The sequence below is a fragment of the Thalassovita sp. genome, from assembly GCF_034670005.1.
Taxonomy (GTDB): domain Bacteria; phylum Pseudomonadota; class Alphaproteobacteria; order Rhodobacterales; family Rhodobacteraceae; genus Thalassobius.
In genome coordinates this window covers 285,789-301,285 of record NZ_JAXMOH010000003.1, presented here as the reverse complement: position 1 = coordinate 301,285, position 15,497 = coordinate 285,789, and the positions used below count along the sequence as shown (strand labels likewise).

Below are 15,497 nucleotides of genomic sequence, written 5' to 3'. Positions count from 1 at the left end.
TGTCTCCCTCAGACGACTTCGGCGGGTAAAACCGGCGCCGCTTTGATCAATTGCTTGGTGTAGTCATGCTGCGGATCGTCGAACACTGCTTTGGTTGCGCCCTGTTCCACAATCTCGCCCGCCTTCATCACCAACACCCGGTCGGTGACGTTGCGCACCACGCTCAGGTCATGACTGATGAACAGATAAGTCAGGCCGAACCGGTCGCCCAGATCGGCCAGCAGGTCCAGAACCTGCGCCCGCACCGACACGTCCAGCGCCGATACCGCTTCGTCCAGAATGATCAGCTCGGGCTTGATGATCAGCGCCCGCGCGATGGCAATACGCTGTCGCTGTCCGCCGCTGAATTCATGAATGTACTTATGTTGATCCCCGGCATTCAGCCCAACGCTTTCCAACGCCTCGGCGATGGCGTGGGCTTTCTGCTGCCCTGTCGGGGGATGATCCAGCAGATGATAAGGTTCTGCGATCAGCCGCCCGACCTTCCAGCGCGGGTTGAAACTGCCATAGGGGTCCTGAAACACCACCTGCATACGCCTGCGTATGTCCCGGTTGGCATGATGGCCGGTGAATACCGGCTGCCCATCCAGCAGGATCGAACCGCCCTGCACCTCTTCCAGCCCCAGAATGGCACGGGTCAGGGTGGATTTCCCGCACCCCGACTCCCCCACCAATCCAAGGCTTTCCCCCTTGCGAATGTCGAAACTGACGCCCTTGACCGCGTGAAACGTGGTGGTTTTTCCCCACCAGCCACGCATGTGAACGGTGTAATCCCGCACCACGTCCTGTACCTGCAACAACGGCACATCCTGCGGCGCGCCATCGCGGTCGGGCGCATGGGCCGATGCCGCCAGCAACGCCTTGGAATAGGGGTGCTGCATGGTGCGAAACAGGGTATCCGCCGGGCCGCTTTCCACCACCTCGCCCTTGCGCATGATGGCGATATCGTCGGCCAGATCGGCCACCACCGCCAGATCGTGACTGATCAGCATCAACCCCATGCCGTCCTCGGCCACCAGCCGCTTCAGCAGGTCGAGGATCTGCGCCTGCGTTGTCACGTCCAGCGCGGTGGTCGGTTCATCCGCGATCAACAGCTTGGGCCGCAATGCGATCGCCATCGCGATCACCACCCGTTGCCGCTGGCCGCCGGACAATTCGAACGGATAGCGGCTCAGCGGGAACCGATCCTGCGGCAACTCGGCCCGGCGCAGCGCTTCGGCTGCACGCTCCATCGCCTCGCTCCGGCTGACCTTTTCATGGATCAGGATGGTTTCGGCCACCTGATCGCCGATGCTGCGGATCGGGTTCAGCGCCGTCATCGGTTCCTGAAACACCATGCCGACATCGCGCCCGCGCATCCGGCACAGCGCGGCTTCGCTCAGCTCCAACACCTCCTGCCCGTTCAGCACGATCCGGCCACGACACAGCGATCCTTCGGGCAGCAGCTGCATCGTGGCAAAAGCGGTCATCGACTTGCCCGATCCGCTTTCCCCGATCACCCCCAAAATCCGCCCCGGCGCAATCTGCATCGACACATCACGCAGGATCGGGGCACCATGGATCGACAGCGACAGATTTTCGATGCTCAAAAGGCTCATCACCGCGCCCTCCTGAGTTTCGGATCGAACAGATCGCGCAGCCCGTCGCCCATCAGGTTCAGCCCCAGCACCGTCAGCAGGATCGCCAGACCGGGAAACAGCGCCATATGCGGCGCAAAGGAAATCATCGTCTGGCTGTCGGCCAGCATCCGGCCCCAGCTCGCCGTCGGCGGTTGCGCTCCCAGCCCGACATAGCTCAGCCCCGCTTCGGCCAGAATGCCCAGACTGAACTGAATGGTGCCCTGCACGATCAGAAGGTTGGTCACGTTGGGCAGGATATGCTCGGCCGAAATCCGCGCCGCGCCCTTGCCCGCCACCCGCGCCGCCATGACATAATCCCGCGTCCACAAAGACAGCGCACCGGACCGGGTCAGACGGGCGAAAACCGGAATGTTGAAAATCCCGATGGCAATGATCGCATTCAACGCCGAAGCCCCGAAAACGGCCGTGATCATGATGGCGATCAAAAGGCTGGGAAAGGCAAAGACCAAATCATTGCCGCGCATGATCAGCTCGTCCAGAAAACTACCCTTTTTCGCCGCCGCCGTCAGGCCCAGGGGCACGCCCAGCCCCATGCCGATCCCCACCGCAACCAGCGCCACCGCGATCGAGGTCCGTGCACCGACCATGATCATGCTCAGGATATCGCGGCCGAAATGATCGGTACCCAACGGATGTGCGCCGCTCGGCCCCTTGATCTTGTTGGCGATGTCCAGAACCGTGGTGTCATAGGGCACCCACAGGAAACTGATCAGCGCCGCCCCGGCGAAGATCAGCGTCAGACATCCGCCCAGCCACAGATTGCGATTGCCCCTCATCGCCGCCTCCGCAGCCGCGGATCGACCACCGCATAGGCCATGTCGACGGCGAAATTCACCACGATCACCGCGAAAACCAGCAACATCACCACCGATTCCACAACGATCAGGTCGCGGGCCGAAATCGACTGGAACACCAACCGCCCCAACCCGGGCAGGAAAAACACGTTTTCAATGATGATCGCGCCCGCCAGCAGGAACGAAAACTGCAACCCGATGATGGTCAGAACCGGGATCAGCGCGTTGCGCAGCGCGTGCCGCCACAATGCCTGACCGCGGCTCAATCCCTTGGCCCGTGCGGTGCGAATGTAATCTTCGGACAGGGTATCCAGCAGGCTGGACCGCATCACCCGCGCCAAAATGCTGGCCTGCGGCAGCGCCAGCGCCACGGCGGGCAGGGTCAGCGATTTCAACGCCGCCGGCACCCCTGCATCCCAACCGACAAAGCCGCCCGCCGAAAACCAGCGCAGATTGATGGCAAAGACCAGAACCATCAGCATGGCGAACCAGAAATTCGGGATCGCCACGCCCAATTGCGTCACCCCCATCACCGTCAGATCCGCCGCCGATCCGCGTTTCGATGCCGCCCAGATCCCCGCCGGGAAGGCGATCAGCGTCGACAGCACCAGCGCATAAAGCGCCAACGGCAGTGAAATCCATAACCGTTCGCCGATCATCTCGGCCACCGGGGTGCGGTACGTATAGGAAATCCCGAAATCGCCGTGCAGCATCCCGCCCGCCCAGGCGAAATAGCGCTCGACCACCGACCCGTTCAGCCCCAGTTGATCGCGCAACGCCGCCAGCGTGTCTTCCTGCGCGTTGATCCCCAGCATATAGGCCGCCGGGTCCCCCGGCACGACTTCAAGCGCCAGAAAGATCACCCAGGAGGCCACGATCAGGCTCAGCGCCAAAGACAGCAATCGTTTCAGAAAATAGCGCAGCATCCGACCGGCAGCTCACCCTTCAAAGGCTCTCAAAGCCCCATCTTCATCTTGGCAAAAATACTCTCGCCGAAGGCGTCCGACACCCGCAACAGGTCCCGGACGCCCCATTTTCAGGCGATCAGTCTTCCCAATACACCGCCGTCAGGTCGGTCGCCTGGGTCGGCGCGTCTTTCCACAGCCCTTTGACCTTGGCATTCGCCACGGTCGGGAACGCCAGCTCGAACAGATATCCGTTGACGTAATCCTTGCTGATGATTTCCTGCGCCTGCTTCAGCATCTCGCTGCGCTTGGCCGGCTCGCTGGTCACGCTCAGATCGGCCATCAGTTTCTGGAAATCGGCATTGTCATACTGGAAATAGTAATCGGGCCGGGCATAGATGCCGATATCGAACGGCTCGGTGTGGCTGACGATGGTCAGACCAAAATCCTTGCCCTTGAACACCTGCTCCAGCCATTGCGCCCATTCCAGATTGCTGATCTCGGTCTCGATCCCGACCGCCCGCAGCTGGGCGGCGATGATTTCGCCACCGCGCCGGGCATAGGAGGGCGGCGGCAGCTTCAGCGTGGTCTTGAACCCGTCGGGGAACCCGGCCTCGGCCAGCAGCTTTTTCGACAGCTCCGGATCATAGGCGCTCATCCCGGTCAGATCGACGTAATCGGGATTATGCGGCGCGAAATGGGTGCCGATCGGGGTGCCGTAGCCGAACATCGCGCCGTCGATGATGGCCTGCCGGTCGATGGCATGGGCCACCGCCTCGCGCACCTTGACGTTGTCGAAGGGCGGCATCTTGTTGTTGGTCGACAGGATGGTTTCACCCTCGGTCGACCCGACCAGAACCTGAAACCGGGGATCGGCTTCGAATTGCGGCAGGTTTTCCGGTGCCGGGAAACCGACAAAGGCATCCACATCCTCGGCCATCACTGCGGCAAAGGCGGCGGTCGGGTCGGATATGAACTTGAAGGTGACCTGATCCAGCTTGGCAGGCGTGCCCCAGTAATCGGCGTTCTTTTCCAGATCGATCTTGTCGCCCTGCACCCAGTCGGCGAATTTGAACGCCCCGGTGCCGACCGGCGTGGTCTTGATTTCACCAATGCTTTCGGGCGCCACGATCACCGCGTCGCCCCACGCCATGTTGAACAGGAAACTGCCGTTCGGGGCGCTCAGGGTCACTTTCACAGTGGCCGGATCGACCACCTCGACGCTTTCGATCCCGGCGAACAGCGCCTTTTGCGCATTGGCGCTATCCTCGGCCCGCGCCCGGTCGAGGCTGAATTTGACATCCGCCGCATCCATCGTGCTGCCGTCATGGAATTTCACGCCGTCGTGCAAATGGAAGGTATAGGTCTTGCCGTCTTCAGAAATGTCCCAGCTGGCGGCCAGCCCGGGGATCACCGATCCATCCGAGGCGAACCGGGTCAGCCCTTCGAACACATTCGAATAGAGCACCGAATCAATCGCCCCCGCAGCGGCGCTGGTGGGGTCCAGATGCGGCGGTTCCAGCTGCATCGCCACCACGATATCGCTTTTGGCCAAGGCCATGCCCATGCTGGCCGATAACGCGGCGGCACTCAGAAATCCCAGTTTCAAAACCTTGAAAGTCATAGCTTACTCTCCCTTTTATGCCGCCGACGCCTCTGGTTTTACCAGCAGGTCAATCAATGATCGGCCCATTACTTTTGCGGAATCGATCATATCATCGACCCCGACATATTCATCCGGTTTATGCGCCAGGTCGAGTATTCCCGGACCATAGGCGATACAATTCTTCAGCTTTCCGATCCGGTCGATATGCTTCTGATCATAGGTGCCGGGGCTGACCACGTAATCGGCCTCTTTACCCATCGTGGCGGCAATCGCCTTCGCCACCACCTGCACCACCGGCGCGTCTTTCTCGGTCATCGTCGGCAGTACCCGGTGCAGTTCACGGATGTCATAGCGAAACTGGTCGCGCCGGTCCCCGACTGTTTTCAGCACCTGCATCACTTCGGCCTGCACATCGTCGATATTTTCCTCGATCAGGAACCGGCGGTCGATCACCATGCGGCAACTGTCGGGCACGCACGGACTGGGCAGCCCGGTGAAATCGGCTTCGTTCTCGGCCTGTCCGCCATGGATCGAATTGATATTCAGCGTCGATTGCTTGGCGCCCTCCGGCACCACCGGCATATCGGTGCGTTTGAGCGCCAGGGCGGGGAACAGGCTGTCTTCCATCTCGGTCATCACCGCCCCCATGTGACGCACAGCGCAATCGCCCAGAAACGGCATCGACCCATGTGCGATCTCGCCAAAGGTTTCGATCTCGGCCCACCAGACACCGCGATGACCCAGACAGATCCTGTCCTTGTTCAGTGGCTCCGGGATGATCACATGCTGCACACGTTCAGGGGTGAAAAACCCCTTCTCGGCCAAATAGGCCACCCCGCCAAAACCACCCGATTCCTCGTCCGCCGTGCCGCTGATTTCGACCGCGCCGTGAAAATCCGGGCAAATGTCGGTAAACGCTTCGGCGGCGATGATACTGGCGGCCAAACCGCCCTTCATGTCACAGGCGCCGCGCCCATAAATCTTGCCATCCTTCAGCTCGCCGCCAAACGGGTCGGTGGTCCAGCCCCGCCCGACATCAACCACATCGATATGGCTGTTGAAATGCACGCAGTCACCGGGCTGCGCCCCTTCCTTTCGGGCAATCACGTTCCAGCGCGGATATTTTTCGCTGTCGCCGGGCGTGCCGAAGGCGCGCACCAGTTCAATCGCGAAGCCTTTGCCGCGCAATCGCTGCGCCAGAAAATCGCAAATTTCCCGGTAATTCTCACCCGGCGGATTCAGCGTCGGAATGCGGATCAAATCCTGTGTCAGTGCGATCAGGTCATCGCGCCGGGCTTCGATTTCTTGGCAAAGTCGATCGGACAACGTCATGGACTGAAACTCGTGGCTTGCATCAATCGTGAAATGATGCTCCGATAATGTTACGGTGCCAATACCGTATGACCACGGTGAGACATGGACGATCTCGATCAGCTAGCCTTTGAAAATGCGCCGATGGGATTGGCGCTGACGGAATACCGGGTGATCCGGTCGTGCAACGACACCTTCGCGCAGATGTTCGGCTTTGAAAAATCGCAACTTCTGGGGCAAAGCTTCCGGCTGCTCTACGGCACCGACCAGGAATTCCACCAAATCCGCGATATCGGGCTGGAACCGCTGAAACAGGACCTGCCCTACAGCGATGAACGCCTGATGCAGAAATCAGATGGCAGCCATGTCTGGTGCCGGTTTCGCGCCCGCACACTGACCCCCAAGGACCCGCTGGCGCGCATTGTTCTCAGCTTCGCGCTGATCGAAAACACGCCCTCCGGGCCCAGCCTGACTCCGCGCGAACGCGAAGTCCTGATGTGGCTGGCGCGTGGCCGCACCAGCAAGGAAATCGCTCAGGTGCTGAACCTGTCGCCGCGCACAATCGAAGACGTGCGCGCCCGCCTGCTGCGCAAATTCAAGGTTAAGAACGTGGCGGTTCTGCTGGCCCGGCTGGCCGGGTTCGGACAAGGCGGACCGGCGTCCTGATAGGCCCAGCCGGTATCAGCCGGGCCTGTTTTCTGTCAGCAACGCAACGACAGACAGATCAGCCTGCAACTGCTGCCCGGATCGCCCGCATATTGTCGCCGTAGGGTGCCGGGTTGTCCACCGATCCGCCCTTGAACACCGCCGATCCGGCGACCAGCACGTCGGCCCCGGCCTCCACCACCAAGGGCGCGGTCTCGGGCGTCACGCCGCCGTCGATCTCGATATGGATGGGCCGGTCGCCGATCATCGCGCGCAATTTCCGCACCTTCTCGATCTGGCTGTGAATGAATTTCTGCCCGCCGAAACCGGGATTTACCGTCATCACGCAGACCAGGTCGACCATGTCGAGAAGGTAGTCGATATCCTCGACCCCGGTGCCGGGGTTCAGCGCCAGACCGGCCTTGCAGCCTGCGCCGCGGATCGCCTGCAGCGTGCGATGGATATGCGGCCCGGATTCCAGATGCGCGGTCAGCACGTCGGCGCCCGCCTCGGCGAAGGCGTCGATATAGGGATCGACCGGCGCGATCATCAGATGCACGTCCATCACCGTGTTGATATGTTTGCGGATCGCCTTGCACAGCGGCGGACCGAAGGTCAGGTTGGGCACGAAATGCCCGTCCATCACATCGACATGGACCCAGTCGCAGCCCTGCGCCTCGATCGCTTCGATCTCTTGGCCGAAATTGGCGAAATCGGCGGACAGGATCGACGGCGCGATCTTGAGGGAACGGTCAAAACTCATCGTTTTGCTCTCCTGTAAGCGAGTGGCCCGCTATGCGGTCAATGTATGGTGATCAGCAACGCGCTGCACCTTTTCGGTGCTGCCGAAAACCAGTGGGATACGGCCATGCAAGGTTTCGGCCTGCTGATCCAGAATCGGCACTTCGCCATTGGTGGCCATGCCGCCTGCCTGTTCGATCACGAAGGCAATCGGCGCACATTCGTAAACCATCCGCAACCGGCCATTTTCATAGCCCGGACGGGCATCGCCGGGATACAGGAAAATCCCGCCCCGGGTCAGGATGCGGTGGGTTTCAGCAACCAGGGACCCGACCCAGCGCATGTTGAAATCCTTACCGCGCGGACCGTTCACGCCTTCCAGACAATCGTCGATATAGGCCCTCACCGGCTTGGTCCAATGCCGGTAATTCGACGCGTTAATGGCGAATTCCTTCGACGTCTCGGGCACCTGCATCGCGGCCTCCACCAGCACGAAAGCGCCTTTGGACGGATCCAGGATATATTGCTGCGTCCCGCTGCCGAATGTCACCACCAGACAAGTCGCCGGACCATAGAGGATATAGCCCCCCGCGATCTGTTCGCGCGCAGGCCGCAGGAAACTTTCCTCGGCGCCGTCCTTGGTCTCGAAAATCGAAAAAATCGTGCCAATCGACACGTTCACATCGATATTGGACGACCCGTCCAGCGGATCGATGGCCAAAGCGTATTTGCCGTTTTCCGACAGCAGCAGCGCGTCTTCCTGTTCTTCTGATCCATACCAGCGCACATCGCCACCGCGCAGCGCGGCTTCGAACATTTCGTCGGCCATAACGTCCAGCGCTTTCTGGTTGTCGCCGTCGGTGTTTTCGCCGACCTGTTCGGCCAACGCCCCGCCCAGCGCCCCGCGCGCGATCACCCCGGCCACGTCGATCGACACCGCGCAAAGCGTATTCACTGTCTGATAGAGAGCCTCGGGAATAAGATCGCGAGGAAGAACGTCTGCATGCGTGGTCATGATGGAATCCGCCTTGGGCAACTGGAATTTGCTCTGACGTCTATTTCAGACATTGGCGTGAATTTGAATGCCTGAATTGCCGATTGCGACCATGTTACCGGCTTTTGCCCCTTCAGCGCAGCCCTCAATTCCCACCATGCGGAATGACTTTCCGCATTCTATTGATCGTCCCCGGCCTTTATGTCACTGTACCCCGCAATAGGGAGGAAACAGCCGGTGAGATTTGAGGGAAAAACCGCCATTGTGACAGGTGCGTCCAGCGGCATAGGCAAAGCCACGGCGCAACGCCTGGCCGCAGAAGGGGCATCGGTCGTACTGGTCGATATCAACGGCGAAGCGCTGCAACAGGCGCTGCCCGACACCGGCGGGCCGCACATGACCGTGGTTTGCGACGTCGCCGACGAACAGGCGGTCGAGGCCTGCGTCAAGGCGGTACTGGATCGCTATGGCCGGATTGATGTCATTTGCAACAATGCCGGGATGGTCTGCACCCATCACCCGATCACCGAACTGGACAGCGACAAGCTGCAGCGCGTGTTTCAGGTCAACCTGTTCGGCATGATGTATTTCATCAAATACGGTGCCCGCGCGATGATTGAACAGGGCGGCGGCGCCATCGTCAACACCGCCTCGGTTGCCGGCATCCGTTCGGGCGCGGGCGGCAACGCCTATTCCGCGTCCAAGGCCGGGGTGATCAACCTGACCCAGACCACCGCCTGCGATCTGGGCCAATATAATATCCGCGTCAACGCGGTCTGCCCCGGACTGATCGAAACCGGCATGACCAAACCGGTGTTCGACTATGCCCGCGACAAGGGCAAAGAGGACAAGCTGGGATCGCGCGCCGAACTGCGGCGCTTTGGAAAACCGCAGGAAATCGCCGCCGCGATTGCCTTTCTGGCCTCCGATGACGCCAGCTTTGTCACCGGACAGGCATTGCCGGTCGATGGCGGCAACACCGCGTCGCTGAACATGCCCGGAATGAAATACTAAACGTCAGAGGTCCCGATGTTCGATCGTCACTTTTCTCACTGGCCCAAAGGGGTCTCCCATCATCTGACCCTGCCAGACCACACCATTGTGCAGGCGGTGGCCGAACAGGTTGCGAAACGGGGAACCGGCCCCGCGATCACCTATCACGGCCATACGCTGAGCTATGCCGAAATGTGGGATCAGGTGGAAAAGCTGGCCGCTTACCTGCAACAGCGCTGCGGTGTGCAGAAGGGCGACCGCGTTTTGCTTTATATGCAGAACGCGCCGCAATATGTGATCGGCTTCTATGCGATCCTGCGCGCCGACGCGGTGGTCATCCCGGTCAACCCGATGAGCCGTCACGCCGAATTGCAGCATTACGCCCACGATTCCGGTGCTACGGTCATGCTGACCGGGCAGGAACTGATGGAATTTGCCACCCCGCTGGTCGAAGAGGACGCGCTGAGCGCGATCATCGTGACCCATTACGGCGAACTCGCCGATCCCGACGACGATATCCCGCTGCCCGACCCGCTGGGCCAATTGAACCCGGCCGATATCCAGGGCCCCGGCGTGACCCGCTGGACCGATGCGATCGCCGCCGGCCTGACCCCGGCAGCCGACCCGCAAGCCACGCTGGATGACCTTTCGGTCATTCCTTACAGCTCGGGCACCACCGGTCAGCCCAAGGGCTGCGTTCATACGCATCGCAGCCTGCTTGTCGTTGCCTATGGCGGCGTGATCTGGAACCCGATGAGCGAGACCGATATCAGCCTGTCGGTGCTGCCGTTTTTCCATGTCACCGGCATGCAGGCGTCGATGAACGGCCCGCTTTTGTCGGGCGGCAGCATGGTGATCATGACCCGCTGGAACCGTACCAACGCGGCCAAGCTGATCAAACGTTACCGGATCACCCGCTGGCGGTCGATTGCGACGATGGCCATCGACCTCGTCAACGATCCCGATTTCGAAAGCTACGACCTGTCCAGCCTCGAAGCCATCGGCGGCGGCGGCGCGGCGATGCCCGAAGCGATTGCGAAAAAACTCAAGGACATGACCGGGCTCGATTACATCGAAGGCTACGGTATGTCCGAAACCATCGGAGCGACGCATATCAATCCGGTGCAGGCCCCAAAACGCCAATGCCTTGGCCTCCCGACCTTCGATGTCGACTGCCGGGTTCTGGCAGTAAGCGACGATCATGAATTGGGCCCGAATGAAACCGGCGAAATCATCATGTCCGGCCCGCAGATTTTCCTTGGCTACTGGCGCAACGAAACCGCCACGCGTGAAGCTTTTGTCGATCATGACGGGAAACCATTCCTGCGCACCGGAGATCTGGGATATTACGATGAAGACGGCTATTTCTTCATGGTTGATCGGGTTAAGCGCATGATCAACGCCGCCGGCTTCAAGGTCTGGCCCGCCGAGGTCGAAATGCTGATGTTGAAATGTGCCGGCATCGCCGAAGCCTGCGTCATAGGCGCCAAGGATCCACGGCGCGGCGAAACGGTCAAAGCCTATGTCGTACCCAGCAAATCCGACCCCATGACGGCCGAGGAAATCATCGGCTGGTGCAAGGGCGAAATGTCCGCCTACAAGATCCCGCGCGAAATCGTTTTCGTCGACAGCCTGCCCAAATCGGGCAGCAACAAAGTGTTGTGGCGTCAATTGCAGGATCAAGAGCGCGAAATGCAACGGACAGAAGAAAAAGCGACTGGATGAGCACCCGACTTGCTTGACCAGTCAGATGCGGTTCACATAACTGCATTGACCAAAAACGAATTAAGGCCCGGAAAACAAGCCAGATCGGGGACGTGGCGTGAGAAAAAGAACAGGCGAAACGGCATTAGATTCCGCCGAAAGTGAATATAGCGGCGATCGTCAATTCGTCACTGCCCTGCATCGCGGGCTCGAAATTCTGCGCGCCTTTCGGCCCTCGGACTTGCACGGTCTGGGCAATCGCGAACTTGCCGAACGCACCGGATTGCCCAATTCCACCGTATCCCGGCTCAGCTATACCCTGCTGAAGCTTGGGTATCTGGCCTATGACGAAGGCACCGGTCGCTACACGATGGGCGTGCCCGTGCTCAGCCTGGGCTATGCCTGTCTTGGCGGTATGAAAATCCGCGAAACCGCGCAGCCCTACATGCAGAAGCTGGCCGATGATTGCGGCGACGGCGTTCTGGTGGCACTGGGCGGGCGCGATGATACGGCAATGACCTATATCGCCTGCGCCCGCGCGGCCAAGGGGATGATTTCGCTACCGCTCAATGTCGGGTCACGAATTTCACTGGCCCGCTCGGCGATGGGCCGCGCCTATATCGCAGGCACGACCGAAGCCGAACGCGCCCAGATCATGGAACAGATCGAAGACCGCTACGGCCCCGAAGAATGGCCGCAAATCCGCGACGAGATATACAACGCGCAGGAACAAATCGCCGATCAGGGCTTCTATGTCAGTCTGGGCAAATGGCAATCGGACGTGCACGCCGTATCGGTGCCCTATCGGTCGATGCATGGCGACACGCCGATGTTGGCCTTCAACCTCGGCGGCCCCGGTTACATCCTGCCTCGCGAAAAGCTGGTTCAGGAACTTGGCCCCAAACTGGTCGAAATGAAGGACAAGATCGCGCGCACCGGCGTCTGAAACCCTCCATATCCGAACCGGCTCCGAGCCACGCAGCCGGGCCCGGAGCGTCAATCCCTTACGGTTCCAGAACGATTTTGCCGGTCGCGCCGCGCCCCAGCACCCGCGTCAGCACATCCGCCGCGTCCGACAGCGGATAGCGGCCTTCGACCACCGGCTTGACCTTGCCGGATTGATACCAGCCGATCAGCTCTTTCATGTTGTCGGCATACACCTCGGGTTCGGCACGGGTGAAATTGCCCCAGAACACGCCAACCACTGCATATTCCTTGACCAATGCCAGATTGACCGGGAACTGCGGAATCGTCCCGCTGGCGAACCCGATGATCAGCAACCGGCCATTGCGCGCCATCGCCCGCGAACAGGCATCGAACGCCTCGCCGCCAACCACGTCATAGACCACATCGGCCCCCTTGCCGCCGGTCATTTCCTTCAATTGGTCCTTCAGGTTGTCATAGCCGATCGCCTCATCGGCACCGGATTTCAACGCGATCTGGCGCTTTTCATCCGACGAACAAACCGCGATCACCCGCGCACCCATGATCTTGCCGATCTGGATCGCCGCCACGCCGGTCGCGCCCGCCGCGCCCAGCACCACCAGAACCTCGCCTTCTTTCAGCTCGGCCCGCTGTTTCAGCGCATGATGCGAGGTGCCATAGGCCACCATCAACGCACAGGCATCGCCGGCATCCATGTCGCCAATCGGGAAAATCCGATTTTCTTCGACCACCACCTTTTCGGCATAGCCGCCGAGCTGGCAAATCGTCGCCACCCGGTCACCGGCTTTCAGGTTTTTTACATCCGGACCAATGCTTTCAACGACGCCCGCCGCCTCCATCCCGGGCACGAAAGGACGGTCGGGTTTTGACTGATACAGCCCCTGAACCAGCAACCCATCAGGGTAATTCACCCCGGCGGCCTCGACCTTGACCACCACTTGCCGACCGGTGGCAACCGGGTCTGGCATATCGGCATATTCCAGTTGCTCCAGCGGGGCGAATTCTTTGCAGATAATGGCTTTCATGCGGGTCTCCTCCGGATCCTCCACCGCCCCCAACCGGGGCCGGACTGTTCCCCCTGACTCTAGCCCGCAGCCCCGTCTCGGGCAACAAATCGTGCCTGTAAAACCCACGTGACGGTACGGCATTTCCGCGCTTTTGCATCCCCTGTTCAAATTTGCGGAACAATTTTCCGCATTTACACAATCCCTTGAGCGCAAAACAAAAACTTGACCACCGCGCGATACGAATCTTCTTTTGAAACACGCCACGCCACGCTATCTTCACGCAGAGGAATTACACATCGGGAGGAGATCATGCTTGGCATGATGATGCAGCGTCCGCTGTTGATTAGTGATATTTTGACCTATGCCGCTGAGGCCAATCCGCGTGGCGAAATCGTTTCGGCCCGCACAGAAGGCGACATTCACCGGCAAACCTACGCCGAAACCCTGCCCCGCGTGTCACAGCTGGCACATGCGCTGCAAGGACACGGCGTGCGCCTGGGGGACCGGGTGGCAACACTGGCGTGGAATGGCTACCGCCATTTCGAACTTTATTACGCGATTTCCGGGATCGGCGGGGTCTGCCACACGATCAACCCGCGGCTGTCGGCGGAACAGATGATCTATATCGTCAACCACGCCGAAGACAAACTGATCTTCGTCGACACCACCTTCGTTCCGGTGCTCGAAGCGGTCAAAGACGAGCTGCCCAGGGATCTGGTCTTCGTTATTATGACCGACCGGGATCATATGCCGGAAAACAGCCTGAATGCGCTGTGTTACGAAGAATTGCTGACCGGTCAGCCCGACAGCTTTGACTGGCCCGAATTCGACGAAAATACCGCCTCGGGCCTGTGCTACACATCCGGGACCACCGGCCATCCCAAGGGCGCGCTTTATTCTCACCGTTCCACCGTGCTGCATGCGCTGCTGGTAACCTCGGTTCTGGGCAGCGCCCTGCCCGAAGGCAGCAGCGTGTTGCCGGTGGTGCCTTTGTTCCATGTCAACGCCTGGGGCCTGCCCTATACTGCGCCGCTGCTCGGGCTGAACATGGTCATGCCCGGCGCGGCACTCGACGGGCCCAGCCTGTTCAAGCTGATGGATAAAGAAAAAGTCCATTCGGCATGGGGCGTGCCCACCGTCTGGATGGGTCTGCTCGCGGAAATCAAAACCCAGGGCCGTAAACCCGAGGGCTTCGCCGATGTGGTGGTCGGTGGGTCGGCCGCGCCGCGGTCGATGATCGAAACTTTCGAAAAATTGGGGGTCGAAGTCGGCCATGCCTGGGGCATGACCGAAATGTCCCCGATCGGCACCCACGGCGTAATGCCCAACTGGGTCAAACAACTGCCCTTTGATCAGATGATCGACAAGAAAGCCCTGCAAGGCCGTCGCGTCTTCGGGGTCGAACTGAAGATCGTCGACGATCACGGCAACCGGTTGCCCCATGACGGCAAGGCGATGGGCGAACTCTATGTCCGCGGCAATACTATCGTATCGGGGTATTTCAAAAACCCCGAAGCATCAGAGAAAGCCATCGACGCCGAAGGCTGGTTCGGCACCGGTGATATCGCCTATATCGATACCGACGGGTTCCTGTCGCTACAAGACAGATCCAAGGACCTGATCAAATCGGGTGGCGAATGGATTTCCTCGATCGATCTGGAAAACGTGGCCATGTCGCACCCGGCCATCGCCAATTGCGCCGCCATCGCCATGCCGCATCCGAAATGGGACGAGCGCCCGGTTCTGATTGCGGTGCCCTCGGGCGACGCCCGGCCCAGCCTGGCCGAAATCCACGAACACATGTCGGAACATTTCGCCAAATGGCAGTTGCCCGATGATCTGATCTGGATCGAGGACCTGCCACTCACGGCCACCGGCAAGACGTCGAAACTGACCCTGCGCCAGCAGTTTGCCGATTACAAACTGCCCGATCTGCGCTGAGCAGGGAAAACGACCATCAAACCCGAAGGGCACCTAACGGTGCCCTTTTTTTCGGATCGCTCGAAACCGGATGTAGGCCGGGCTTCAGCCCGGCGCCCCCCGGCAATATGTCCCGCGATTCGCTGCACTGCGGGCATCCGTACTGTTGCGATGTACAAAACCCACAAATGCCCACAAACTTTTGTACATCAATAGGTTAAGACCGCTCTGATAACCAAAACGCAAAAACGCCCGGCGGGTTTCTCAACCAGCCGGGCGTTGTCCCCAATCG

General features: G+C 60.2%; 13 protein-coding genes. 5 read left to right on the top strand and 8 right to left on the bottom strand.

All coding sequences use genetic code 11. The features are described 5' to 3' along the window. Window positions 1-8 precede the first annotated feature (8 nt). The 5 genes from VOI23_RS08920 to VOI23_RS08900 all read right to left on the bottom strand — a co-directional run bounded on the left by VOI23_RS08920 (window position 9) and on the right by VOI23_RS08900 (window position 6,277). Window positions 9-1,598, bottom strand: a complete 1,590-nt coding sequence (locus tag VOI23_RS08920) for an ABC transporter ATP-binding protein (RefSeq protein ID WP_323784267.1) — start codon at window positions 1,596-1,598, stop codon at window positions 9-11. Then, window positions 1,598-2,416, bottom strand: coding sequence for an ABC transporter permease (locus tag VOI23_RS08915; RefSeq protein ID WP_323784265.1), 819 nt, complete (start codon window positions 2,414-2,416; stop codon window positions 1,598-1,600). The genes VOI23_RS08920 and VOI23_RS08915 overlap by 1 nt, the downstream gene beginning before the upstream one ends. After that, window positions 2,413-3,360: an ABC transporter permease gene (locus tag VOI23_RS08910; RefSeq protein ID WP_323784264.1), complete on the bottom strand. Its 948-nt coding sequence runs from the start codon at window positions 3,358-3,360 to the stop codon at window positions 2,413-2,415. The genes VOI23_RS08915 and VOI23_RS08910 overlap by 4 nt, the downstream gene beginning before the upstream one ends. A 118-nt stretch (window positions 3,361-3,478) precedes the next feature. Beyond that, window positions 3,479-4,963: an ABC transporter substrate-binding protein gene (locus VOI23_RS08905; RefSeq protein ID WP_323784263.1), complete on the bottom strand. Its 1,485-nt coding sequence runs from the start codon at window positions 4,961-4,963 to the stop codon at window positions 3,479-3,481. 15 nt (window positions 4,964-4,978) lie between these two features. Next, on the bottom strand, window positions 4,979-6,277 hold the full coding sequence (locus VOI23_RS08900) for an acetylornithine deacetylase/succinyl-diaminopimelate desuccinylase family protein (RefSeq protein WP_323784261.1): 1,299 nt from the start codon (window positions 6,275-6,277) through the stop codon (window positions 4,979-4,981). Window positions 6,278-6,361: 84 nt separating this feature from the next. Between VOI23_RS08900 and VOI23_RS08895 the strand changes: the two genes are divergently transcribed. After that, a complete protein-coding gene (locus VOI23_RS08895) occupies window positions 6,362-6,922 on the top strand; it encodes a PAS and helix-turn-helix domain-containing protein (RefSeq protein WP_323784259.1) in 561 nt (186 codons plus the stop codon). Window positions 6,923-6,980: 58 nt separating this feature from the next. Here VOI23_RS08895 and rpe read toward each other — a convergent pair whose 3' ends face one another. Further along, window positions 6,981-7,664 carry a ribulose-phosphate 3-epimerase gene (gene rpe, locus VOI23_RS08890; RefSeq protein WP_323784257.1) on the bottom strand — a complete coding sequence of 228 codons (684 nt, stop codon included), beginning with the start codon at window positions 7,662-7,664 and terminating at the stop codon, window positions 6,981-6,983. A gap of 30 nt (window positions 7,665-7,694) precedes the next feature. Beyond that, window positions 7,695-8,657 (bottom strand): class 1 fructose-bisphosphatase, encoded by a 963-nt coding sequence (locus VOI23_RS08885; protein ID WP_323784255.1) that lies wholly within the window; start codon window positions 8,655-8,657, stop codon window positions 7,695-7,697. Window positions 8,658-8,873: 216 nt separating this feature from the next. Here VOI23_RS08885 and VOI23_RS08880 point away from each other — a divergent pair, with 216 nt between their 5' ends. From VOI23_RS08880 to VOI23_RS08870, 3 genes are all read left to right on the top strand, one after another. Continuing rightward, window positions 8,874-9,650: an SDR family oxidoreductase gene (locus VOI23_RS08880; protein WP_323784253.1), complete on the top strand. Its 777-nt coding sequence runs from the start codon at window positions 8,874-8,876 to the stop codon at window positions 9,648-9,650. Window positions 9,651-9,665: 15 nt separating this feature from the next. Continuing rightward, entirely contained in the window at window positions 9,666-11,354 is a 1,689-nt protein-coding gene (locus tag VOI23_RS08875; protein WP_323784251.1) for a long-chain-fatty-acid--CoA ligase, read from the top strand. Between the two features lie 97 nt (window positions 11,355-11,451). Continuing rightward, a complete protein-coding gene (locus VOI23_RS08870; protein ID WP_323784249.1) occupies window positions 11,452-12,279 on the top strand; it encodes an IclR family transcriptional regulator in 828 nt (275 codons plus the stop codon). A gap of 58 nt (window positions 12,280-12,337) precedes the next feature. On the opposite strand, the gene VOI23_RS08865 is transcribed toward VOI23_RS08870, so the two are convergent. Next, on the bottom strand, window positions 12,338-13,303 hold the full coding sequence (locus tag VOI23_RS08865) for an NADPH:quinone oxidoreductase family protein (RefSeq protein WP_323784248.1): 966 nt from the start codon (window positions 13,301-13,303) through the stop codon (window positions 12,338-12,340). Window positions 13,304-13,594: 291 nt separating this feature from the next. Here VOI23_RS08865 and VOI23_RS08860 point away from each other — a divergent pair, with 291 nt between their 5' ends. Next, on the top strand, window positions 13,595-15,226 hold the full coding sequence (locus VOI23_RS08860) for a long-chain-fatty-acid--CoA ligase (protein ID WP_323784247.1): 1,632 nt from the start codon (window positions 13,595-13,597) through the stop codon (window positions 15,224-15,226). Window positions 15,227-15,497: the final 271 nt, after the last annotated feature.

Bases quoted from the DNA above. Each gene is read 5' to 3' on its own strand.
- VOI23_RS08920 (WP_323784267.1), bottom strand. From the start codon at position 1,598: ATGAGCCTTTTGAGCATCGAAAATCTGTCGCTGTCGATCCATGGTGCC.
- VOI23_RS08915 (WP_323784265.1), bottom strand. From the start codon at position 2,416: ATGAGGGGCAATCGCAATCTGTGGCTGGGCGGATGTCTGACGCTGATC.
- VOI23_RS08910 (WP_323784264.1), bottom strand. From the start codon at position 3,360: ATGCTGCGCTATTTTCTGAAACGATTGCTGTCTTTGGCGCTGAGCCTG.
- VOI23_RS08905 (WP_323784263.1), bottom strand. From the start codon at position 4,963: ATGACTTTCAAGGTTTTGAAACTGGGATTTCTGAGTGCCGCCGCGTTA.
- VOI23_RS08900 (WP_323784261.1), bottom strand. From the start codon at position 6,277: ATGACGTTGTCCGATCGACTTTGCCAAGAAATCGAAGCCCGGCGCGAT.
- VOI23_RS08895 (WP_323784259.1), top strand. From the start codon at position 6,362: ATGGACGATCTCGATCAGCTAGCCTTTGAAAATGCGCCGATGGGATTG.
- rpe (WP_323784257.1), bottom strand. From the start codon at position 7,664: ATGAGTTTTGACCGTTCCCTCAAGATCGCGCCGTCGATCCTGTCCGCC.
- VOI23_RS08885 (WP_323784255.1), bottom strand. From the start codon at position 8,657: ATGACCACGCATGCAGACGTTCTTCCTCGCGATCTTATTCCCGAGGCT.
- VOI23_RS08875 (WP_323784251.1), top strand. From the start codon at position 9,666: ATGTTCGATCGTCACTTTTCTCACTGGCCCAAAGGGGTCTCCCATCAT.
- VOI23_RS08865 (WP_323784248.1), bottom strand. From the start codon at position 13,303: ATGAAAGCCATTATCTGCAAAGAATTCGCCCCGCTGGAGCAACTGGAA.
- VOI23_RS08860 (WP_323784247.1), top strand. From the start codon at position 13,595: ATGCTTGGCATGATGATGCAGCGTCCGCTGTTGATTAGTGATATTTTG.